General features: G+C 71.3%; 20 protein-coding genes and 3 pseudogenes. 11 read left to right on the top strand and 12 right to left on the bottom strand.

The window, feature by feature from the left end; translation table 11 throughout:
• Positions 1 to 250: 250 nt before the first annotated feature.
• From I6J71_RS14795 to I6J71_RS50700, 3 genes and pseudogenes are all read right to left on the bottom strand, one after another.
• The gene (locus I6J71_RS14795) at positions 251 to 736 is read right to left on the bottom strand and encodes a helix-turn-helix domain containing protein (RefSeq protein ID WP_204097058.1); all 486 of its coding nucleotides are present in this window, start codon (positions 734 to 736) and stop codon (positions 251 to 253) included.
• Between the two features lie 405 nt (positions 737 to 1,141).
• A pseudogene (locus I6J71_RS50705) lies at positions 1,142 to 1,312 on the bottom strand (alpha/beta hydrolase); the annotation flags it as partial.
• Positions 1,300 to 2,115, bottom strand: a complete 816-nt coding sequence (locus I6J71_RS50700; RefSeq protein WP_370542139.1) for an alpha/beta fold hydrolase — start codon at positions 2,113 to 2,115, stop codon at positions 1,300 to 1,302. The pseudogene I6J71_RS50705 and the gene I6J71_RS50700, both read right to left, overlap by 13 nt.
• Before the next feature lie 457 nt (positions 2,116 to 2,572).
• On the opposite strand from I6J71_RS50700, the gene I6J71_RS14785 reads away from it, so the two are divergent.
• From I6J71_RS14785 to I6J71_RS14770, 4 genes are all read left to right on the top strand, one after another.
• A complete protein-coding gene (locus tag I6J71_RS14785; RefSeq protein ID WP_204095238.1) occupies positions 2,573 to 3,262 on the top strand; it encodes a DNA alkylation repair protein in 690 nt (229 codons plus the stop codon).
• Positions 3,263 to 3,355: 93 nt separating this feature from the next.
• Positions 3,356 to 4,252, top strand: coding sequence for an alpha/beta fold hydrolase (locus I6J71_RS14780; protein WP_204095237.1), 897 nt, complete (start codon positions 3,356 to 3,358; stop codon positions 4,250 to 4,252).
• Positions 4,253 to 4,864: 612 nt separating this feature from the next.
• Complete coding sequence (locus I6J71_RS14775) at positions 4,865 to 5,197, top strand: hypothetical protein (RefSeq protein WP_204095236.1); 333 nt, start codon at positions 4,865 to 4,867, stop codon at positions 5,195 to 5,197.
• Between the two features lie 36 nt (positions 5,198 to 5,233).
• Positions 5,234 to 5,569 carry a hypothetical protein gene (locus I6J71_RS14770; RefSeq protein ID WP_204095235.1) on the top strand — a complete coding sequence of 112 codons (336 nt, stop codon included), beginning with the start codon at positions 5,234 to 5,236 and terminating at the stop codon, positions 5,567 to 5,569.
• A 113-nt stretch (positions 5,570 to 5,682) separates the two neighbouring features.
• Here the strand turns inward: I6J71_RS14770 and pheT are convergent, their stop codons facing one another.
• The 6 genes from pheT to infC all read right to left on the bottom strand — a co-directional run bounded on the left by pheT (position 5,683) and on the right by infC (position 11,638).
• Positions 5,683 to 8,247 (bottom strand): phenylalanine--tRNA ligase subunit beta, encoded by a 2,565-nt coding sequence (gene pheT, locus I6J71_RS14765; RefSeq protein ID WP_204095234.1) that lies wholly within the window; start codon positions 8,245 to 8,247, stop codon positions 5,683 to 5,685.
• Complete coding sequence (gene pheS, locus I6J71_RS14760) at positions 8,247 to 9,302, bottom strand: phenylalanine--tRNA ligase subunit alpha (RefSeq protein ID WP_204095233.1); 1,056 nt, start codon at positions 9,300 to 9,302, stop codon at positions 8,247 to 8,249. The genes pheT and pheS overlap by 1 nt, the downstream gene beginning before the upstream one ends.
• Before the next feature lie 173 nt (positions 9,303 to 9,475).
• Positions 9,476 to 10,126 carry an RNA methyltransferase gene (locus I6J71_RS14755; RefSeq protein WP_239154818.1) on the bottom strand — a complete coding sequence of 217 codons (651 nt, stop codon included), beginning with the start codon at positions 10,124 to 10,126 and terminating at the stop codon, positions 9,476 to 9,478.
• Between the two features lie 158 nt (positions 10,127 to 10,284).
• Entirely contained in the window at positions 10,285 to 10,662 is a 378-nt protein-coding gene (rplT, locus tag I6J71_RS14750; protein WP_009079612.1) for a 50S ribosomal protein L20, read from the bottom strand.
• A 72-nt stretch (positions 10,663 to 10,734) separates the two neighbouring features.
• A complete protein-coding gene (gene rpmI / locus I6J71_RS14745; protein WP_204095232.1) occupies positions 10,735 to 10,929 on the bottom strand; it encodes a 50S ribosomal protein L35 in 195 nt (64 codons plus the stop codon).
• Between the two features lie 79 nt (positions 10,930 to 11,008).
• The gene (gene infC / locus I6J71_RS14740) at positions 11,009 to 11,638 is read right to left on the bottom strand and encodes a translation initiation factor IF-3 (protein WP_204095231.1); all 630 of its coding nucleotides are present in this window, start codon (positions 11,636 to 11,638) and stop codon (positions 11,009 to 11,011) included.
• A gap of 202 nt (positions 11,639 to 11,840) precedes the next feature.
• Between infC and I6J71_RS14735 the strand changes: the two genes are divergently transcribed.
• From I6J71_RS14735 to I6J71_RS14725, 3 genes are all read left to right on the top strand, one after another.
• Entirely contained in the window at positions 11,841 to 12,200 is a 360-nt protein-coding gene (locus tag I6J71_RS14735; RefSeq protein WP_204095230.1) for a DUF1844 domain-containing protein, read from the top strand.
• 119 nt (positions 12,201 to 12,319) lie between these two features.
• The gene (locus I6J71_RS14730; RefSeq protein WP_370542138.1) at positions 12,320 to 12,994 is read left to right on the top strand and encodes a GntR family transcriptional regulator; all 675 of its coding nucleotides are present in this window, start codon (positions 12,320 to 12,322) and stop codon (positions 12,992 to 12,994) included.
• Positions 12,991 to 13,995, top strand: coding sequence for a 1-aminocyclopropane-1-carboxylate deaminase (locus I6J71_RS14725; RefSeq protein ID WP_204095228.1), 1,005 nt, complete (start codon positions 12,991 to 12,993; stop codon positions 13,993 to 13,995). The genes I6J71_RS14730 and I6J71_RS14725 overlap by 4 nt, the downstream gene beginning before the upstream one ends.
• 46 nt (positions 13,996 to 14,041) lie before the next feature.
• On the opposite strand, the gene I6J71_RS14720 is transcribed toward I6J71_RS14725, so the two are convergent.
• Genes I6J71_RS14720 through I6J71_RS14710 form a run of 3 tightly spaced genes read right to left on the bottom strand, consistent with a single transcriptional unit; the run spans position 14,042 to position 16,154 of the window.
• Positions 14,042 to 14,425, bottom strand: a complete 384-nt coding sequence (locus I6J71_RS14720) for a RidA family protein (RefSeq protein WP_204097056.1) — start codon at positions 14,423 to 14,425, stop codon at positions 14,042 to 14,044.
• Positions 14,425 to 15,183, bottom strand: coding sequence for an IclR family transcriptional regulator (locus I6J71_RS14715; RefSeq protein WP_204095227.1), 759 nt, complete (start codon positions 15,181 to 15,183; stop codon positions 14,425 to 14,427). Before I6J71_RS14715 ends, I6J71_RS14720 begins: the two co-directional genes overlap by 1 nt.
• Positions 15,180 to 16,154: a sugar kinase gene (locus I6J71_RS14710; RefSeq protein ID WP_204095226.1), complete on the bottom strand. Its 975-nt coding sequence runs from the start codon at positions 16,152 to 16,154 to the stop codon at positions 15,180 to 15,182. Before I6J71_RS14710 ends, I6J71_RS14715 begins: the two co-directional genes overlap by 4 nt.
• 126 nt (positions 16,155 to 16,280) lie before the next feature.
• Between I6J71_RS14710 and I6J71_RS14705 the strand changes: the two genes are divergently transcribed.
• The 4 genes and pseudogenes from I6J71_RS14705 to I6J71_RS49735 form a co-directional block, all read left to right on the top strand.
• On the top strand, positions 16,281 to 17,585 hold the full coding sequence (locus tag I6J71_RS14705; protein WP_204095225.1) for an amino acid deaminase: 1,305 nt from the start codon (positions 16,281 to 16,283) through the stop codon (positions 17,583 to 17,585).
• Complete coding sequence (locus tag I6J71_RS14700) at positions 17,585 to 19,180, top strand: amidohydrolase family protein (RefSeq protein WP_204095224.1); 1,596 nt, start codon at positions 17,585 to 17,587, stop codon at positions 19,178 to 19,180. The genes I6J71_RS14705 and I6J71_RS14700 overlap by 1 nt, the downstream gene beginning before the upstream one ends.
• Positions 19,177 to 20,567: pseudogene (locus I6J71_RS14695) on the top strand (GntP family permease). Before I6J71_RS14700 ends, I6J71_RS14695 begins: the two are co-directional and overlap by 4 nt.
• A 132-nt stretch (positions 20,568 to 20,699) precedes the next feature.
• Positions 20,700 to 21,029 (top strand): annotated as a pseudogene (locus I6J71_RS49735) (beta-propeller fold lactonase family protein); the annotation flags it as partial.
• Positions 21,030 to 21,088: the final 59 nt, after the last annotated feature.

Here is a 21,088-nt window from a genome sequence, read left to right as displayed (position 1 = left end):
AAACGGGTTGTGGCGGCCGCCATCCCGCCCTCCGGGGTACCTCGAAGCCCTGAGCCACCGCGGCCAGTACTTTCGCGCGGCAGTGCGCACCGCCTCGACTCCTCGATCACAACCGGGGCCCGGCCGTGGTCACCCGGCCCTCGGGCACGATCGCGGCGAACCCGGGCATCAGTGCCGCTCATCGGCAATCGACCTCCCTCAGCAGGCGCGAGGTGTGCCGGGTCTGCGACCACGGACCCGGAGCCTGCACCTACTCCCCTGCTCCCTCGGCCGGTCCGCGCAGGCTCGGTGGCGCGGGCAGGTGGTGTCCCGGCCGTTCGGGGTCGCAGCCGACCCGGGGCAAGCGGGCGCGAATCCCGCCCGCCGTGCGCGCGAAGCGGCGGGCCAGCTCGGCCACCGGCTCGCCCGCGAGCCAGGCGGATTCGAGTTCCGCGTCCAGCTCGGCGGACCACGGTTTTCCTTGCTGCGCGGGCCGCTCGCCGGATCTTCGGCGTGGCCCGCCCGTGCCCGCGAACGCGTGGAGGCTGCCGGCCAGCAGGTCGGCAACCGTGGGCACGGCGGCGGTGTCGAGATCCAGCCTGCCGTGCGCGACGGGCTCGCCTTCGGGACCTTCACCGCCCACGGTGACCGTCACGCGGCCCTGCTCCGCCCTTGCGCCCGGGTTGGCGACGACGGCGATCTGGTACTGGACGTTTCCCACCCGGACCTCGGTCCGGTGCTCTTCGATGATCGTCATGGCAGGGAAGGTAGCGCCTGCCCCCGACAGAATCCGATCACGGACCGCTTCCGGGCGACTCCTCTCCGGAATTGTCGGACCCGGGTCGTAGCGTGTCCGGGTGATCATGAACAGCGACCGAGGGAGATCCGTGGAGGAGCGCAGATCGGTGAAAGAGCACAGACGGGTGCCCCGGCCTGGCGGACCAGACCGGGGCACCGGGAGGAACGGATCAGAGGTGCGGCGGCCGCGCGAGCGCGCCGGCCGCGACGGGTGCGTCGCTCTTCTGCCGAGTTCGTCCGGCGCGCTCGCGGGCACCGGCTGCGGCACCGGATTCCACTGAGCGGCGGAGTGGTTGCCCGGCGTGCGCTTCGGCTGCGCTCCCGTGGCGAGGTAGTCGGCGACCTTGTCGTCCACGCAGGCGACCCCGGACAGCGAGCCGGCGTGCGTCGTACCTCCCGGGGCGCTGATCAGGCTCGACTTCGGGAAGAGCTTGCGGGCTTCAAGGTTGCCCTCGGACGGCATCGCGGCATCGAGCTCCTCGCTGACGAGCAGGATGCCGCCGACCCCGCCACCGTCGACCTTCACCGGGTTGCCCGCCTTCGCGGGCCAGTTCCGGCAAGGCGCGGTGAACCACGCGTTCCCCCACGTCTCGAACGGCGCGCGGAAGTAGGTTTTCTAATTGTCGAGGCGCCGGCGGTGCCAGTTCGCCGGCCACTGCATGTCCGCGCATTGGACGGCGCTGTACACGGCGCATCCGTTGTCGTCACCGGGCGGGTTGGTGTTGTCGTAGAGCTTCGCGAGCGTCGGCCAGTCGGTCCACTCGTCGCCACCGATGACGCCGCCCGCGGGCGCGCGCTCCAGCTTCTTCTGCTGGTCGTACCACCGCTTCTCCACGGCGGCACCGGTGTTGCCGAGGTGGTAGACCGTGTCGTACTTCGCGAGCCACTCGCAGTGATCTTGATGTTGCGGTCGAACGCCACGTCCTGGTCGAGGTCGGCCTGGTACCGAACCTTCCGCGGGTCGACGTTGCCGTCGAGCACCATGCGGCGCACGTGTCCCGGGTACAACGTGCTGTAGACCTGGCAGAGGTAAGTGCTGCAGGAGAAGCCGTAGTAGTTGATCCGCCTCTCCCCCAGCGCCACGCGGAGGCTGTCCGTGTCCTGCGCGACGTCCGTGGTCTTGAGGTGGTCGAGGATCGCGCCGTTCTTCGCGCACGCCTTCGCGTAACCCTCGGTCTTCGCAAGCCAGGTGCGCTCGAGCTGCGGGGTGGCGGGCACGTACGGCGGGCAGGCGGAGGAGAAGTAGCTCCCGTCGCACATCACGGCCGGTTTGCTGGAGCCGACGCCGCGCGGGTCGAACCCGATCCAGTCGTAGGCCTCGCCGGCGTGGTTCGGCACGTACTCGCCGAAGCGCCGAGCGCCCGAGCCCGGGGCCGCCCGGGTTCACCAGCATCACGCCCTGGTACTGCGCGGACTTGTGCTCGATCCGCGAGACGGCGACCTGCACCTTCGCCCCCGAGGGCTGGTCGTGGTCCAGCGGGACCACGAGGAAACCGCAGTCGGCGCCGGCGTTCCTGAGACTCGCGGACTGACACGGTTCCCAGCTGATCGGCGGCGGGGTGTAGACCGCCTGCCCCGTCGCCGGCACCGCCGTGGCGGCGGGCGCGGCGGCCAACGTGCCGACCGTGACACCCTCGGCCGCCAGCGCGGCGAGGATTTTCTTCACGGTGGTCCTTCTCGTTTGCGGGTTACCGGAATTCGTGAAGCTACCGACAACCCGGAACAATCTCCTCGAACGACACGAGTTGCGCCAGCCGCCTTCCGCCGCTGGCCAGGCCCTTGGAGGTGACCGCGGATGGGTGCGGACCACGCGTTGATCTCGGCCGTCCGAACCGGACTCGCCGCGCGCGCCGACCCGGCGAAAGCGCCCGCGATGCAGGCGTACACGAAGTCGGTGATGCCGTTTCGCGGGGTGGCGAAACCCGGGCGGAGCGCGCTCATGAAGGAGGTCTTGGCCACTCACGTGCTGCCCGATCGGGTGAGTTTTTCAACCACCGTCCTGGCTCTGTGGCGGGAAGCTGCCTACCGCGAAGAGCGCTACGCGGCGATCGACCTCTCGGGCCACCGCGCGTATCGCCGGTGGCAGGACCCGGACCTCCTTCCGCTCTACGACGAGCTCATCGTGACCGGCGCGTGGTGGGACTACGTGGACGAGGTCGCGATCCGCCGGGTCGGGCCGATCCTGCGGGCGCACCGCGTGGAGGTCACGCCCGTGGTGCTGCGGTGGGCGTCCGACGCGGACCGCTGGCGCCGGCGCACCGCGGTGATCTGCCAGGTGACAGCCAAAGCGGAGGTCGACCGCGACCTGTTGACCACGGCCGTCGAGGCCAACGAGTCCGACCCGGACTTCTTCCTGCGCAAAGGCATCGGCTGGGCCCTGCGCGACCACGCGAGAACTGATCCGGACTGGGTGCGCTCCTTCGTCCGCAACCACCCGGGCCTGTCGCCACTGTCCACACGGGAGGCGCTGAAGAATCTGGTCTGACCCGCACGAAGTGGCTGTGGCGCGGTGAAAATCCGGGTCTGGAGTGCGGCGCGGGCGCGGTCCTAGAGTCGGTTCGGCGGGAGGGAGACGATGATGGCCGACTTCGCGCGGGGCCACGTCACCGCGAACGGGCTCACGTTCGAGTACCTCGAGGCCGGCGATGGGCCGCTGGCACTGTGCATGCACGGGTTCCCGGATACGCCGTTCACCTACCGGTACCTGCTGCCGGCTCTGGCCGACGCCGGGTTCCACGCGGTCGCGCCGTTCGCGCGCGGGTTCGCGCCGACGGAACTGCCGCCGCTACGGCACTTCATGCACACGAGCGTGATGGTCGCGGACCAGATCGCGCTCGGACAGGCGCTCGGCGGTGGGCCGGACGCGTTACTGGTCGCCCACGACTGGGGTGCGGTCGGCGGGTGGGGTGCACTCGGGCGCGCCCCCGAACTGTTCGGGCGCGCGGTGATCCTCAACATCCCGCCGTTCGAGATCTTCGGCGAGAACCTCGGCACGTACGCCCAGATCAAGAGGAGCTTCTACTTCTGGTACTTCCAGATGCAACGGGTCATCGAGGACCGCATCCGGCAGGACGACTTCGCCTTCATCCGCGACATCTGGGGCGACTGGTCCCCCGGCTACGAGGCGGACGAGGACCTCGGCCACCTGCGCACCGCGCTGGCCGATCCCGACCACCTGCACGCGGCGCTGGGCTACTACTGGGGCCAGTTCGACCCGACCCGCTTCGGCACGCCCGAGTGGCTCGCCGAACAAGCCGCCGCGTGGGGTGGCGCCGCGCCGCAGCCGACGCTGTACCTGCACGGCACCACCGACGGCTGCCACGGCATGACGGCGCAGCAAGTGCAGCGGGTGCGCGAGTACGGCGGCCCGGGCTCGGACTCCGCCCTGATCGAGGGCGTCGGCCACTTCATGCTGGTCGAACAGCCCAAGGACCTGAACGAGCGCATCACCGGCTGGCTGAGCCGCACGAAGTAGCCGCCGTCGCGGCCGCGAACACGGCTCCCCCGCGTTCGGCGGGCGCGGCGCCGCGGACCGGCCCCTGGCGTCCCGCGCACGATGGCGGCGACGCGAGCGTTCCGGCGCCGGCCCGCGTGCTCGTGCTCACCGGGGCCGGGCTCGGCGGCTGTGGCGGCGTCCTCGGCCCGCGCGCGCCAGGGAGGTTGCCACCGAGCTCCAGCAGACCCTCACTGAAGAGCTCGATCAAGCCTTCGAGGGTGACGGGCTGCTGCTCTTGGGCCTTTTCATCGCCGGCTACGGCACGCGCTGACGGAAACCGAGCGTCACCTGCTCGACGGCGAGCCGCTCGGCACCGTCGCGGCCGATCACCGCGCGCGCCTGGAGCGGCTGTTCGACGCCTTCCGCACCGGAGTCGTCCCCCGGGCCGTGAGCCGGCGCTTCACCGGATCGAGCGGGGTGACACACCTTGTACCGATGTCACGTCCGTGTTGCGATGAGATCCTCCGAAACAACGACATCCGACTCAAGCCGCACCTTCGGAACGCGAACCTGCGATCGGGGAAAACCCATGCCACGAAGTGTTTTCGGCGTGCGCGCACGACCAGAAGGGAATGTGCCGTGAAAGAACGCGTGACTTCGAAACGGTTCGCCCGGGTCGCCGTGGTGGCCGCGCTGCCGATCCTGGTGACCGCGGTGCCCGCCGGGACACAGGCCGAGGCCACCTCGCCCGCCACCGTCGCTCCCGCCTGCGTCCGCCTCGAGCAGTGGGAGACGCAGGACATCAAGAACAAGGAGTGGAACTCCTGGGCGAAGATGACGAACCTGTGCTTCCAGACCTTCACCGTGCGGATGATCTGGTCGTGGGCCCGCGACGGCGACTGCCGGATTCTCGACCCGGAATCGGCGTGGACCGAAGGACGACTGGGCCCACACCCCTCCGTTTCGGAACTACGGCTGTGCTAGTCCCCCCATTCCGCGAACGCCTGAAGGGAACCACTTGTGACCACAATCTGGCGCTGGACGGCCGCACTCGCCGCGACGCTGGGCGCGATCAGCCTGACCACCGCCGCCCCGGCTTTCGCCGCCGAAACCGCCAAGGTCGCGCCGGCCGAAGCCGCGCCGTCGTGCTTTTCCGTCCGGCAGTGGGAGGACCTGAAGATCACCGGGTTCCGGTCCTACGCCGAGGTGAAGAACAACTGCAGCCGAGCGTACCGGGTGCGCGTGATCTGGAAGCTCGACTTCGACGGATCGTGCAAGTCGGTGCTACCCGGCACCGGGTTCACCGAATGGCGCCAGGGCAAGATGCCCTCGGTCGACGAGATCAGGCTCTGTTAGCCCCGAGAACGACGGTGGGCCGGAACCTCCGCTGCGTTGCGGAGGTTCCGGCCCACCGTTATTCAGGCGCGCGGTACTTGGGGCCCGAGAAGCCCGACCACGCAGGGAATGGGTCAGGCGCGGATGGTCGCACCGAAGCGTTCCCCGGCGGCGGAGACGGCGGCGTCGCGGGCCTTGGTCGCCTCGTCGACGGTCAGTGTGCGGTCCGGGGCCCGGAAGCGGAGCTTGTAGGCCAGGGAACGCTTGCCGTCGCCGACCTGGGTGCCGGTGTAGACGTCGAAGAGCGTGATGTCTTCGAGGAGGTCTCCGGCGCCCGTGCGCAAAACCTCGGCGAGATCGGCGGACGGGACGTCGGCGCCGGCGACCAGCGCGACGTCGAGCAGCACCGGCGGGTAGGCCGAAACGGTCGGCGCCGGACGTGAGTCCGGGAGCGGGATCGCGTCGAGGTCGAGCTCCATGGCGACCGTGCGCGGCGGCAGCCCCAGTGCCTCGACGACCTTCGGGTGCAGCTCACCCGCGTGGCCCACCGGCCAGTCGCCGACGCGCAGCTGCGCGCAGCGGCCCGGGTGCCACGGCGGCAGGTCGGACGACTGCACCGTCAGCTCCACCCCGGCGGCCTCGGCCACGAGCCGCGCGGCCTCGACCGCGTCGGCCCAGCCGGCCGGCTCGCCCTTGCCCCACCAGCCCGCGCGGCGGCGCAGGCCGGTGAGCACCACGGCGACGTGCAGCGGCTGCGCGGGCACCGCAGCCTCGAGTACGGCGAGCTCCTCGTCGCTGGGCCGGTGCTCGACGCCCAGGTCCGGCACCTTCAACTGGTGCGGCTTCGGCAGCACGACCTGACCGATGTGGAAGAGCGACACGTCCTTCATGCCGCGGGACACGTTGCGCTGCAACGTGTCGAGCAGCCCCGGCAGGAGCGTCGTCGACATCCGGTCGTGGTCGGCTTCGAGCGGGTTGCGCACGCGGACCGTCGAGCGGCGCACGTCGTCCTCGGGCAGGCCGAAGGCATCCCACACCGAGTCGCCGACGAACGGGAAGGGCAGCACCTCCACGTAGCCGGCCTCGGCCAGGGCGCGCGCGATGCCGCGGCGGCGCTTCTGCGATTCGGTGAGGCCACGGCCCGCAGGCGCGGCGGGCAGCACCGACGGGATGCTGTCGTAGCCCTCCAGGCGCAGCACTTCTTCGACGAGGTCCGCCGGCTGCACGAGGTCGGCGCGCCAGCTCGGCGGCGTCGCGGTGACGACGGAGACGCCCGCGTCGGTGGTGCTCACCTGCACCTTGCAGCCGATCTGTGCGAGCCGGCGGACGGTGACGCCGCGCTCGTACCGCACGCCGGCCACCTGGTCGGGCAGGTTGATCGGCATGGTCACCGGCGGGTGCGGCTCGACGCCGCCCTCGTCGGTGCGGCCCGGCTGGATCGCGCCCTCGCCGTACTGGCGCAGCAGGCGCGCGGCCAGCTCGACCGCGGCCGCGCACAGTGCCGGGTCGGTGAACCGCTCGAAGCGCTTCGCGGCCTCGGAGAAGAGCTTGTGGCGCCGCGCCGTGCGGCTGATCGACGCCGGGTTCCAGTGCGCAGCCTCGAGCAGCACATCGGTGCTCTCCGGGGTGATCTCCGTGCTGGCGCCGCCCATGGTGCCCGCCAGCGAGATCACCCCCGAGTCGTCGGCGATGACGATGTCGTCGGCGTCGAGCGTACGCACGGCGTCGTCCAAAGTGGTCAGTTTCTCGCCCGGCTTCGCGCGGCGCACCACCAGGTCGCCCTGGATCGCGCTGGTCGCGAACGCATGCAGTGGGTGACCGAGCTCGAGCATCACGTAGTTGGTGACGTCGACGGCCAGCGAGATCGAGCGGATGCCCGCAAGCATCAGGCGGCGGCGCATCCACCACGGCGTCGGCGCGGTCGCGTCGAGCCCCTTCACGCGGCGCAGCACGAACCGCGGACAGCCCTGCGGGTCCTCCACCCGCACAGGCCACGCGTCGCCCTCGGCCTCGGGGAGCTCGAGCACGGCCGGGTCGCCGAACGGGACGTCGAGCGCGTTGGACAGCTCGCGCGCCAGGCCGCGGATCGACAGCGCGTAGCCGCGGTCCGGGGTCGGCGTGACCTCGATGACGGTGTCGTTCAGGCCCAGCAGTTCCTTGGCGTCGTCGCCCGGGCTCGCGGTGCCCGGGGGGAGCACGAGGATGCCGGTGTGGTCGTCGCCGAGGCCGAGCTCCTTGGCGGAGCAGATCATGCCGTCGCTGACCTTGCCGTACGTCTTGCGCGCGGCGATCGCGAAATCGCCCGGCAGCACGACGCCCGGCAGCGCGACCACGACGAGGTCGCCCTCGGCGAAGTTGCGCGCGCCGCAGACGATGCCGCGGGTCTTGATGCCGTGGGGACCCTCGTTCTCGATCGGGGCCTCGTCGTCCTCGCCTTCGTCCTCGCCGGAGCCTTCCGGGGAAGCCTCGTCGGGCTCTTCGCCGACCTCGACGCGGCAGAACCGCACGGGCTTCTTGAACCCCGTCAGTTCTTCGATCTCCGCGACGCGCCCGACCACGAGCGGACCGGTCACCGGGCCGAGCTTACTCAGCTCGTCGACCTCGATCCCGATCCGCACGAAGGCGTCGGCCAGGTCCTGCGGCGTGACCTCGTCACCCACGTCGAGGTGCTCGGTCAGCCAGCTCACCGGGACTCGCACTACGCCTCCGTTCCGAAGGGAAGGGTGAAGCGGACATCGCCCTCGACCATGTCGCGCATGTCCGGGATGCCGTTGCGGAACTGCAGGGTCCGCTCGATGCCCATGCCGAACGCGAAGCCCGAGTACACCTCGGGGTCGACACCGCAGGCGCGCAGCACGTTGGGGTTGACCATGCCGCAGCCGCCCCACTCGACCCAGCCGGGGCCGCCCTTCTTCTCCTCGAACCACACGTCCACCTCGGCGGACGGCTCGGTGAAGGGGAAGAAGTGCGGGCGCAGCCGCGTCTTGGAGCGTTCGCCGAACATCGCGCGGGCGAACGCGTCGAGCGTGCCCTTGAGGTGGGCCATGGTGATGCCCTTGTCGACGGCGAGGCCCTCGACCTGGGTGAACACCGGCGTGTGCGTGGAGTCGAGCTCGTCGGTGCGGTAGGTGCGGCCGGGGCACACGACGTACACCGGCAGGTCGCGGTGCAGCAGGCTGCGGGCCTGCACGGGCGAGGTGTGCGTGCGCAGCACGAGGCCGGAGTCCTTTTCGCCCACGTAGAACGTGTCCTGCAGCTGGCGCGCCGGGTGGTCCTTGCCGAAGTTCAGCGCGTCGAAGTTGAACCACTCGGCCTCGAGCTCGGGCCCCTCGGCGACCTCGTAGCCCATGGCCACGAACACGTCGGCGATGCGCTCGGAGACGGTGGCGATCGGGTGCCGGGCACCGCGCGGGATCTGGTCCCACGGCAGGGTGACGTCAACGGCTTCCTCGAGCAGCACGCGCTCGTCCCGCTCCGCTTGCAGCACCGCGCGGCGCTCGTCGAACGCGGCCTGCGCAGCCTGCCGGGCTTCGTTCACCCGCTTGCCCGCTTCGGCCTTCTCCTGCTTGGGCAGCGAGCCGATCTCCCGGCGGGCGAGCAGCAGCGGCGACTGGTCACCGAGGTGGGCCGGTTTGACGGCGGCGAGGGCCTCCAGGTCGGCGGCACCGGCGAAGGCCTCTTCGGCCGCCTTGATCGCCGCGCGCAGGGTTTCCGGTGCGAGCACGTCGACCGGCTTTTCTGTGGCTCCGGACATGACTCCTCGGCGTCCGCTGGGACTGGTTGGTCGGCAGCGCACGGGCAGGCAGCCGCACGTGCACATCGGGCAGCCAAGTCTAGGGGATCGGCCCCGGGCCCCGGCCGCTCACCCTCCGCTTCCGGAGCGGCCGCGCCGGATCACCTGCGGACTTGCGGCGAGGGCGGCCCGCGTCAGCGGTGGGCGGCCATCGCGGCGGTGTAGACGCACACGGCGGCCGCCGCGGCGAGGTTGAGGCTTTCGGCCTTGCCGTACAAGGGAATGCGCACCGCCGAGTCCACGGAGTCCAGCACGGACTCCGGCAGGCCGTGGGCTTCGTTGCCGAAGATCCAGGCGATCGGATCACCGAACGTGACGGTCTCGAGGGAGGTCGTGGCGTAGCCGTGGGCGGCGAGGCTGCGCAGGCCCGCCTCCCGGAGCGCCGACAGCGCTGCGGGGACGTCGCGCGTGCGGGCCAGCGGCACGTGGAAGGTACTGCCGGCGGCGGCTCGGACGCTCTTGCCGTTGTGCGGGTCGACGGTGTCACCCGCGAGGACGACGGCGTCCGCGCCCGCGGCGTCGGCCACGCGGATCACCGTGCCGGCGTTGCCGGGCTCGGCCACGTCCACGAGGACGACCACGAGGCGCGCCCCGGCCAGCACCGTCTCCAGTGGACGGTCGACGAGGGCGCAGACGGCCACGATCCCCTGCGGCGTCACGGTTTCCGACAGGCCGTCGGCGGCGCGGTCGGTGATGGCCGACACCGGGACCCCGGCGGCCGAGGCCGCGGACACGAGAGCACCGTGGGCCGCCGCCGCGCGTTCGGTGACGAACAATTCGTACACGTGCCCGTGGGCGAGCGCCGCCTCGACGGCGTTGACCCCTTCGGCCAGGAAGCGGCCGGTCTTGTCGCGTTCCGCGCGCCGCGTCAGCTTGCGCGCAGCAACGACCCGGGGGGTCCGTTCGGTGAACGGATCCGCCCCGGGTCGCGGAGGATTGCCGGTCAGGCCGACTTCGCTTCGCCGGTGGTGACGTTCGCCTTGGCGAGCTCGGCGAGCGCGGTGAAGGCGGCGGCGTCGTTGACCGCGAGGTCCGCGAGGATCTTGCGGTCGACCTCGACGCCGGCGGCCTTGAGGCCCTGGATGAACCGGTTGTAGGTCACGCCGTTGGCGCGAGCGGCCGCGTTGATGCGGGTGATCCACAGCTGGCGGAAGTCACCCTTGCGCGCGCGGCGGTCGCGGTAGGCGTAGTTGAGCGAGTGGAGCGTCTGCTCCTTGGCCTTGCGGTACAGCCGCGAGCGCTGGCCGCGGTAGCCGCTGGCCAGTTCGAGAGTCGCGCGACGCTTCTTCTGGGCGTTGACCGCCCGCTTGACGCGTGCCACTGGTCCATCCTGTCGGTTCGGGGGGCGAGGTGACCCCGGGTGGTTAGTACGAGTGCGGAGAGCGGCTCAGGCTCACATGCCGAGCAGCCGCTTGACGCGGCCGGCTTCGGTCTTGGCGAGCTCCGTGGTGCCCTCGAGGCGCCGGGTGACGCGGCTGGACTTCTTCTCCATCAGGTGGCGGCGGCCGGCCTTCTGGCGGCGCAGCTTGCCCGTGCCCGTCACGCGGATGCGCTTGGACGTACCGCTGTGCGTCTTCATCTTCGGCATGGTGATTCTGTCCTCTTCCGTGCGGCGGCACACCGGTGCCCCGGTGTGCCGCTGACTGTGCTGGGCGCTGCTGGAGGCGTTACGCCTCGGGAGCCGGCTCGGCCTTCGCGACCTTCGGCTTCACGTTCTTGTGCGGGGCCAGCACCATGATCATGTTGCGACCGTCCTGCTTGGGCGACGATTCGACGAAGCCCAGCTCGGTGACGTCGTCGGCGAGCTTCTGCAACAGCCGGAAACCGAGTTCCGGCCGGGACTGCTCGCGACCGCGGAACATGATCGTGACCTTGACCTTGTTGCCGGCCGCCAGGAACCGCGACACGTGACCCTTCTTGGTCTCGTAGTCGTGCTGGTCGATCTTCGGACGCAGCTTCTGTTCCTTGATGACCGTCATCTGCTGGTTGCGGCGGGACTCACGGGCTTTCTGCGCGCTCTCGTACTTGAACTTGCCGAAGTCCATGAGCTTCGCCACGGGCGGACGTGCCTGTGGGGCGACCTCGACCAGATCGAGGTCGTGTTCCTGGGCCAGCCGCAGCGCATCTTCGATCCGGACGATGCCGACCTGTTCACCGTTGGGTCCGACAAGCCGGACCTCCGGCACCCGGATGCGTTCGTTGATGCGTGTCTCGGAGCTGATGGGCCCTCCTTGGTCCGAGTGACTACTTCTCTTCTCGACCTGGTGCCCACATGACTCAGGCCCCGTCACCGGCATCCAGCCGATTACGGGGCCCGCTCTGTCTCCGATCGCGCCCGGTCGTGCTGACCGAACGCTTCGCCGGGGTGACGGATAGACTCATCCACCACGTCGGCGAGACCGGACCCGGACACCTGAGGCGGTGACGCGGGTGGGAGCGGGGCTCCACTTGCCGCCCCCGATCGCTCGAGGACTGGTCGCTCGTGGAAGGGTACCAGACGTGTCAGAGCAACCTTCGCAAGAGCCTTCCTATTCCCCGGACGTGCGCGACCTCGAGGACATCCCGAGCGTCGAGGTGATCAGCCGTGCCGCCGTGATGCTGATGTCGGCCGCCGCGGAGCGCCTCGGCCTCGCCGACCCCGACCCCGAGGCCTCGCCGCACCGCGACCTCGACGAGGCCCGTCGCCTGATCACGGCGCTGGCGGGGCTCGTCACGTCGTCCGTGGAGTACCTGGGCCTGCACGCCGGCCCGTTGCGCGACGGTTTGCAGTCGCTGCAGAAGGCGTTCCGCGAAGCCTCCGCCGTGCCCGACGGGCCCGGCCAGGGCCCGGGCGAGAAGTACACCGGCCCGGTCTACTGAGTTCCGGCTCCGCCGAGCCCGGAAAGTGCACCGCCACCGGCCCGTTCGCACCGCCGCGGACGGGCCTTCGCCGTTTCCGGGATTGCTCTCGCCTGCCTTCAATATCTAACATGTTAGATGTGAGTCCGCTTCCGAAGATCACCCGGCCGCTGCTGCGCGACGAGGCCTACGACCGCATCCGCCAGGCCATCATCGACGGCACACTCGCGCCCGGGACCCCGCTGCGCGACGCCGACCTCGCCGAGGAGCTCGGACTGTCCCGCGCCCCCGTGCGGCAGGCGCTGCTGCGGCTGACCGGCGACGGGCTCGTCGAGTCGAAACCGCAGAGCTACACGCGCGTCGCCGCGATCGCGAGCGACGAGGTGCGCGACGCGGTGCAGCTCGTGCGGGCGCTGCACGAGTTCGCCGTCCGCCAGGCGCTCCCGCGGCTCGGCACCGAGCAGGTCGCCGCGATGCGCGCGGCCAACGAACGCTTCGCCGCCGCGGTCGGCTCGGGTGCCGTGGCCGCGGCGATCGCGGCCGACGACGAACTGCACGACGTGCCCGTGCGCGCGTGCGGCAACCACGCCGTCGCCGCGACCCTCGACCGCTACACGCCTGTGCTGCGCCGCCTCGAGTACGCGCGGTTCAGCTCCCTGCCGGCCCACCGCTCGGTCAAGCGGCACACCGAGCTGATCGACGCGGTGGAAGCCGGCGACGCCGAGTCCGCCGCCGCCGTCACCTCGAAGATCTGGTCCGACCTCGAAGCCACGCTCGACACCCTCGCCACCGCGGACACCCTGGAGACACCGTGACGCTCGCCGACTTCCCCCGGTTCCCGCTCCTGATCGGCCCGTCGCCGGTCCACCGCCTCGACCGCCTCACCGAGCACCTCGGCGGGGCGACCGTGTGGGCCAAGCGCGAAGACCTCAACTCCGGGCTCGCCTTCGGCGGCAACAAGACGCGCAAGCTCGAGTACCTCGTGGCCGACGCGCTCGCGCAGGGCGCCGACACGCTCGTGTCGATCGGCGGCGTGCAGTCCAACCACACCCGCCAGGTCGCGGCGGCCGCAGCGTGCGCGGGCCTGAAGGCCGTGCTGGTGCAGGAGAGCTGGGTCGACTGGCACGACCCGCTGCACGACAAGGTCGGCAACATCCAGCTGTCGCGGATCATGGGCGCCGACGTGCGGCTCGTCGAGGCCGGGTTCGGCATCGGGTTCAAGGAGAGCTGGGAGAACGTGCTCGCGGAGGTCACCGCTGCCGGCGGAAAGCCCTACGCCATCCCGGCCGGCGCGTCCGACCACCGGCTCGGCGGGCTCGGCTTCGCGGGCTGGGTCGCCGAGCTGGCACAGCAGGAGCGCGAACTCGGCGTCTTCTTCGACACCGTGATCGTCTGCTCGGTCACCGGCAGTACCCAGGCCGGCATGGTCGCGGGCGCCGCGCTGGGCGAGCGGCCGCGGCGGATCCTCGGCGTGGACGCCTCGGCCAAGCCCGCCGAGACGCGCGAGCAGATCACCCGCATCGCCAAGGGGACGGCCGGTCTCATCGGCGCGCGGGCGATCGAGGACTCCGACGTGGAGCTCGACGAGCGCTACCACGCCGGCACCTACGGCATCCCCGACGAGACCACGCTGGACGCGATCCGCACCGCCGCCCGGCTGGAGGGGGTGATCACGGACCCGGTGTACGAGGGGAAGTCGATGGCCGCGCTGATCGACCTGGTGCGCCGCGGGGAGATCCCGCGCGAGTCGAACGTGCTCTACGCGCACCTCGGCGGCCAGCCGGCGATCAACGGGTACACGAGCGTCCTGGGCTGACCACGCTTCCGGGCCCCGGCAAGGGATGCCGGGGCCCGGGAACGCGTCAGTCGAGCACGCAGAGCACGTCGATCTCCACGAGCAGACCGGCGGGCAGTCCCACGTAGACGGTCGTGCGGGCCGAATGCGGGGCCTCGCCGATCAGCTCGTTGTAGATCTCGTTGAACGGCCCGAAGTGGCTCGTGTCGGTGAGGTACACGCGTACCATGACCGCGTCGGCCCAGCTCGAGCCGGCCTCGGCGAGCAGCGCCTCGATGTTCTTGAACACCTGCCGGGTCTGCGCCGCGATGTCGTCGCCGACGATCGCGCCGGTGGCCGGGTCGAACGCGACCGTGCCCGCGACCTGCAGGATGTTCCCCTTGCGGACGGCTTGCGAGAACTTCGCCGGCGGCTTCGGCGCGTTCTGCGTCGTGATCGCCGTCTTGCCCATCATTGCCCCTTTCCGTTCCCCGCCCATCCACTGTGGACGGAAGCTTCCTCCGTGGCCGCCAGCAGCTGCGGCACGAGCTCGAGCAGGCCGTCGAAGTCCAGCAGCACCTTCGGCACCGACATCGACGCCGCGGCCAGCACCGCGGAACCCGCGCCGCGCACCGGCGCCGCGACGCAGTGGATGAAGTCCTCGTGCTCGGCGTTGTCCACGGCGTACCCGCGCTCGATGACCTGCGCCAGCTCTTCGAGGTAGGCCTCAGGCGAGGTGATCGTGTTCGGCGTGAGCACGGGGTACTCGATCGACCGCGCGATCTCCTCGCGCCGCGCGGCGGGCATCGCCGCCACGAGCACCTTGCCGACGGCCGTGCAGTGCAATGGCGCGCGTTTGCCTATGCGCGAGTACATCCGCACCGAGTGGTGACCCTCGAACTTGTCGATGTAGACGACCTCACCGTCCTCGTAGGACGCGAGGTGCACGGTGTGGCCGGTGCGGTCGTTGAGCGCCGCGAGCGCGTCGTGGGAGCTGCGCCGCACGTCGTGCCCTTCCAGCGCCTGGTTCGCGAGGTCGAACAGCGCGCTGCCGAGGCGGTAGTGGCGAGGTCCCTCACGCCGCACGAAGTGGTGCGCCTCCAGGGTCCGCAGCAGGCGCAACACGGTGGTCTTGTGCACGCCGATCTCCTCGGCGAGCTCGTCGAGCGTCTTCGCGCCGCGGGCGAGCCCGCCCAGCACGGTCAGCGCCCGGTCCAGGCTCTGGCTCACGTCACCACCACGCCTTCTCCCGTCAGGTGGGCCGCGCGCCACGTTTCGGCGTCCGCCCGCAGCAGAGTAGTCACCACGGGCTCGGGCAGGGGCGCGCCGACGTCGTCGTGGGTCAGCAGCGTCGCGGCGGCCTGCAGGTGGCCGCGGCGCAGACGGGTCACCGGGTCCGCGCCGCGCAGCGTCGCGGCCAGGAAGCCGGCCGCGAACGCGTCGCCCGCGCCCACCGGTTCGACCACGTCCACGCGCAGCGCGGGTTCGAACAGCGGCGGCGCGTCGCGCTCGACGAGGGTCGCACCGCGTTCGCCGTGCTTGACGACGAGCACGCGCGGGCCGGGCAGCAGCTCGCGCAGCCGCGCCGGGTCGCCGGTCCCCCAGACGCGTTCGGCTTCGTCGTCGCCGGTGAGCACCAGGTCGGCGAGGCCCGCCAGCTCTGCGAGCACGGCCAGGTCCTGTCCCAGCACCGGGCGGTGGTTGACGTCGAAGGACACGAGCCGGTCGCCGCGCGGGGCGGTGAGCAACGCGCGCACGAGCGCGAGGCAGCTGTCCGACAGCGCGGGCGTGATCCCGGACAAGTGCAGCACGCGCACGCCGTCGAGCCGCAGCCGGTCGACCAGGTCCGGGCCCAGCGCGGAAGCGGCCGAGCCCGCGCGGTAGTAGCGCACGGGGCTGCCCTGCGCGCCGCTTTCCTTGACGTACAAGCCGGTCGGGCGCGTCCGGTCGACCTCCACGCCGCTCACGTCGACGCCCGCCGCGCCGATCTCGTGCACCAGCGCGCGGCCGAACGGGTCGTCGCCGACCGCGCTCACCCACGCGCTCGGCACGCCCAGCGCCGGCAGGTGGCAGGCGACGTTCGACTCGGCCCCGCCGATCGTGCGCAGCCAGCTGCGCACCCGCTCGGGCGGGCCGGGTTCGGCCGGCACGAACAGGGCCATCGACTCGCCGATGCAGAGCACCTCGGGCGGGCTGGTCACTGACTTTCTCCCCGTTCCGTCACCCCGTTGACCGCTGGCGAACCGGATGCTACACCTAAGGCGCGCATTTTGCGCAACGTCCGTTGCACCATACGCAACCAAGGTCCTTGCTGGTGAGGTCCCCTGATGAACAGTCCCGAGCACGCCACTCTGACCGCCGCCGTCCGCGCGGGCCGCGCCGAGAAGATCGACTGGCGGTTCCGCTCGATCGCGCCCGCACTCGCCGGCCTCACGCTCGACGAGGCCGCCGCCCGCCGCGCGAACCTGTTCGCCGACGGCTTCTTCGGCCCGTTCGTGGTGCTCGACGCCGCCGCGGTGGAGCACAACCTCGCCACGATGGCCGCTTGGTGCTCCGGCCACGGCATCGCGCTCGCGCCGCACGGCAAGACGACGATGGCGCCCGAGCTGTTCCTGCGCCAGATCGAGCACGGCGCGTGGGGCGTCACCGCCGCGAACGCGGGCCACCTGCGGATCTACCGAGCCTTCGGGGTGTCGCGGATCCTGCTGGCCAACCAGCTCGTGGACCCCGCCGGCCTGCGGTGGCTCGCCGGTGAGCTGGCCGCGGACCCCACCTTCGAGTTCGTCTGCTGGGTCGACTCGGTGCGCGGGGCCGAGCTGATGAGCGAGGCACTGGCCGGATCGGCGCGGCCGGTCGACGTGCTGGTGGAACTCGGCGGTGCGGGCGGGCGCACCGGGGTGCGCGAGCCGGAGACGGCGCTGGCCGTGGCCGAGGCGGTCGCGAAGAGCCCGGCACTGCGGCTGCGCGGCACGGGCGGCTACGAGGGCGCGCTGTCGCACGACACCGACGACTCCGCACTGGCGAAGATCAGCTCCTATGTGGACACCCTGCGTGATTCGGCGATCGCGTTCGCGGACAAGGGATTTCTCGCCGAAGGCCGGGTGTACGTGACGGCCGGCGGCAGCGCGTACTTCGACCGCGTCGCCGAAGAGCTCACGAAACCGTGGCCCGGGGGCCTGGACGTGCTGCCGATTCTGCGCAGCGGGGCGTACGTCACGCACGACGACGGCTTCTACCGCGAGATCTCGCCGCTCGGCGCCCACCCGCGCCTGGCGGGCGTCGAGCCGTTCCACGCCGCCTTGCACGCGTGGGCGCAGGTCACGTCGCAGCCGACGGCCGAGCTCGCGCTCCTGACCGCGGGAAAGCGCGACCTGCCCTACGACGAGGGCATGCCCGAACCGCAGCTGCTGCGCAAGGACGGCGTGGTCACGCAACTCGCCGGGCACACCGTCACGAAGCTCAACGACCAGCACGCGTTCCTCGCGCTGCCGGTGGACTCGCCCGTCGAGGTGGGCGACTGGGTGCGGCTCGGCCTGTCGCACCCGTGCACGACGTTCGACAAGTGGCCCCTGCTGCCGGTGGTGGACACCGACGGCGAGACCGTCGTCGACTTCGTGCGGACGTGGTTCTGATGACTCTCGTCATCCGCGGCGCGCAGGTCGCGGACGGCACCGGCGGCCCGATCACCCGCCACGACGTCGGACTCGAGGACGGCCGCATCACCGATGTCGCCGGACCCGGCTCGCTCACGGGCGGGCGAGTGCTCGACGCCGACGGGCTGGTGCTGGCGCCCGGGTTCATCGACATGCACTCGCACTCCGATCTGCAGCTGCTCGCGAACCCGGACCACCTCGCCAAGGTTTCCCAGGGCGTCACCACCGAGGTCCTCGGGCAGGACGGCCTTTCCTACGCGCCGGTCGACGACACCGTGCTGGAGACGCTGCGCGGGCAGCTCGCGGGCTGGAACGACGATCCGGCCGGGTTCGACTGGAGCTGGCGCTCGGTCGGCGAGTACCTCGATCGGCTCGACCGCGGCATCGCCGTGAACGCGGCCTACCTCGTGCCGCAGGGCACGGTCCGCATGCTCGCCGTCGGCTGGGCGGACCGGCCGGCGAAACCCGCCGAGCTCACCCGCATGAAGGAGCTCGTCGCGACGGGGCTGGCCGAAGGCGCGTTCGGCCTGTCGTCGGGGCTGACCTACGCGCCCGGGATGTACGCGGACACGGCCGAGCTCGTGGAGCTGTGCCGCGTGGTCGGCGAGCACGGCGGCTACTACAGCCCGCACCACCGCAGCTACGGCAGCGGCGCGCTGGAGGCGTTCGCCGAGATGGTCGACGTGTCGCGCCGCTCCGGCTGTCCGCTGCACCTCGCGCACGCGACGATGAACTTCTCGGTCAACAAGGGCCGCGCGCCGGAGTTGCTGAAGCTGCTCGACGACGCGCTCGACGCGGGCGGCGACATCACCCTCGACACCTACCCCTACCTGCCCGGCGCGACCTACCTCTCGGCGCTGCTGCCCAGCTGGGTCACCGAGGGCGGGCCGGACGCGACCTTGGCGCGACTGTCCGATGCGGACACCCGCGAGCGGATCCGCGCCGAGCTCGAGGAGTCCGGTTCGGACGGTGCGCACGGCGTGCCCGTCGACTGGTCGGCGATCGAGATCAACGGCGTGCGCCGACCCGAGAACGCCGCGCTCGCGGGCCACAGCGTCGCCGAGTCCGCGCGGACGGCCGGGAAAGCCCCGGCCGAGCTGTACTTCGACGCGCTGGTGGACGAGCGCCTCGGCACCTCGTGCCTGATGCACGTGGGGCACGAGGGGAACGTGCAGGCGATCATGCGCCACCGCACCCACACCGGCGGGTCCGACGGGCTGCTCGTCGGCGACCGGCCGCACCCGCGCGCGTGGGGCACGTTCCCCCGTTACCTCGCCCGCTACGTCCGCGAGCTGGGCGTGCTCGAGCTGGCCGACTGCGTCGCGCACCTCACCGGCCGCCCGGCGCGGCGGCTGCGGCTCCCCGATCGGGGGTTCGTGCGCCCCGGGTACGCGGCCGATTTGGTGCTGTTCGATCCCGAGACGGTCGGCGACACCGCGACGTTCGACCACCCGCGCCGGCCCGCCACGGGCATCTCCCACGTCTTCGTGAACGGCGTCGCCGCGCTCGAGGACGGTCTCCCCACCGGCGCCCTCGCCGGGCATTCCCTTCGCTCCCCCGGGAGGGGCCGATGATCCACTGGCTGCAGACCACGACCGGCGGTCTGCTCACGCTCGCCGCGGTGTCCATCGCGGTGCTGCTCGTGCTCATCATCAAGGTCAAGGTCGAGCCGTTCATCGCCCTGATCGTGGTGGGCGTGCTGACCGCGCTGGCCGCCGGGCTGCCGGTGGCCACCCTGGTCGGCACCGCGCAGAAGACGTCGGATTCCTTGCTGGAAAAGGGGTTCGGCAGCATCCTCGGGCACATCACGGCGATCATCGGCCTCGGCACGCTGCTCGGGTCGATCCTCGAGCGCTCCGGCGGCGCGCGCGTGCTCACGTCCGCGCTGCTGCGCACCTTCGGAGAGAAACGCGCGCCGCTCGCGATGGGCCTGTCCGGCCTGATCTTCGGCATCCCGGTGTTCTTCGACATCGGCATCTTCGTGCTGGCGCCGCTGGTCTACGCCGCGGCCAAGCACGGCGGCCGTTCGATCGTGCTGTACGCGATGCCGCTGCTGGCGGGCCTGTCGATCACCCACGCGTTCATCCCGCCGCACCCCGGGCCCGTCGCGGCCGCCGGCCTGCTGCACGTGGACCTCGGCTGGCTCATCCTGATGGGCGCGGTCTGCGGCATCCCGGCGTGGTTCGTCGGCGGGATCCTGTACTCGACGTGGATCGGCAAGCGCGTGGACGTGCCGCTGGCCGAGGAGTTCGCGAAGCTGGCCGGCGACGACGACGAAGATGAGCAGAACCCCCCGTCGCTGGCCCTCGTGGCGGGCATCATCGCGATCCGCTCGTGCTGATCCTCATGGGCACGTTCGGCAGCATCGTGCTGCCGAAGAACTCCGGGGCCGCGGGCATCGCGGCGTTCCTCGGCACCCCGGCCATCGCGCTGACGATCGCGACGCTGCTCGCGTCGTGGCTGCTGGGCCACCGCCGCGGCATGACGGGCGCGGACCTCGCGCAGCTGTCGGCCAACGCGCTGCGGCCGGTCGCGATGATCCTGCTGGTGGTGGGCGCCGGGTCGTTCTTCGGCGCCGTGCTCGCCGCGACGGGCATCGGCAAGGCCGTGGCGGGTTCGCTCGGCGACGCCGGCCTGCCGGTGATCCTCGCGGCGTACGTGATCAGCTGCGGCATGCGCATCGCGCAGGGCTCGGCGACGGTCGCGATCGTGACGACGAGCGGCATCGTCGCGCCGTCGGTGGTGGAGCTGCACTATTCGCAGGCGCAGCTCGCGCTCGTGGTCGTCGCGATCTCCGCCGGGTCCATCATCGCCTCGCACGTGAACGACGGCGGTTTCTGGATCGTCTCGCGCTACTTCGGGCTTTCCGTGCCCCAGACGCTGCAAACGTGGACCGCGCTGGAAACAGTCCTTTCCGTGAGCGGCTTCGCCGTGGCAGCATTGATCGTGGCAGTGGTCTGAACCACACCACCTTCGAGCCACACCGGCTTCGAGCCACACTGCCCTGGAGCCACACCGGGCTGCACAACCCGGCCACTGCCGAGAACGCCGCCGTCCAGAGAACCGGTCCCCTCACCGTTGGGAGAAACCTCGATGGCTGGACTCTCCCGTCGCACGTTCCTCGGCGCCGCGGGCGCCGCCGGCCTCGCCACCGTGGTCGGAGGGCAGCTCGCCGCGGCCGCACCCGGCCGTCCGCGCGCGGCCGGCACCACCGTCTACGTCGGCAGCTACACCAGCACCCCACCCGCCGGCCACGGCCTCGACGTCGTGAACCGCAGGAGCAGCGTGCTGACCCCGGTGCGCACGGTGCCCGACGCGTCGTGGTTCGACCGCGGCCGCGACGGCCGCACGCTCTACGTCACGAACGAAAGCGACCCGGAGGGGGCGATCTCGGCGCTCGACGTGAGCGACGCCGAGAACCCGCGGCTGCTCGGCTCCGTGTCCTCGAAGGGCAGCGCGCCGACACACCTGTCGGTGCACAG

Source organism: Amycolatopsis sp. FDAARGOS 1241 (genome assembly GCF_016889705.1).
Taxonomy (GTDB): Bacteria; Actinomycetota; Actinomycetes; order Mycobacteriales; family Pseudonocardiaceae; genus Amycolatopsis.
The sequence above is the reverse complement of the archived record's forward strand: the minus strand, read 5'-3'. Positions and strand labels throughout refer to the sequence as shown.

What these genes read in the sequence shown, in the direction of transcription:
- I6J71_RS14795 (WP_204097058.1), bottom strand. Translation starts at nt 736, where the DNA reads ATGACGATCATCGAAGAGCACCGGACCGAGGTCCGGGTGGGAAACGTC.
- I6J71_RS14785 (WP_204095238.1), top strand. Translation starts at nt 2,573, where the DNA reads ATGGGTGCGGACCACGCGTTGATCTCGGCCGTCCGAACCGGACTCGCC.
- I6J71_RS14780 (WP_204095237.1), top strand. Translation starts at nt 3,356, where the DNA reads ATGGCCGACTTCGCGCGGGGCCACGTCACCGCGAACGGGCTCACGTTC.
- pheS (WP_204095233.1), bottom strand. Translation starts at nt 9,302, where the DNA reads ATGTCCGGAGCCACAGAAAAGCCGGTCGACGTGCTCGCACCGGAAACC.
- rpmI (WP_204095232.1), bottom strand. Translation starts at nt 10,929, where the DNA reads ATGCCGAAGATGAAGACGCACAGCGGTACGTCCAAGCGCATCCGCGTG.
- infC (WP_204095231.1), bottom strand. Translation starts at nt 11,638, where the DNA reads ATGCCGGTGACGGGGCCTGAGTCATGTGGGCACCAGGTCGAGAAGAGA.
- I6J71_RS14720 (WP_204097056.1), bottom strand. Translation starts at nt 14,425, where the DNA reads ATGGGCAAGACGGCGATCACGACGCAGAACGCGCCGAAGCCGCCGGCG.
- I6J71_RS14705 (WP_204095225.1), top strand. Translation starts at nt 16,281, where the DNA reads ATGAACAGTCCCGAGCACGCCACTCTGACCGCCGCCGTCCGCGCGGGC.
- I6J71_RS14700 (WP_204095224.1), top strand. Translation starts at nt 17,585, where the DNA reads ATGACTCTCGTCATCCGCGGCGCGCAGGTCGCGGACGGCACCGGCGGC.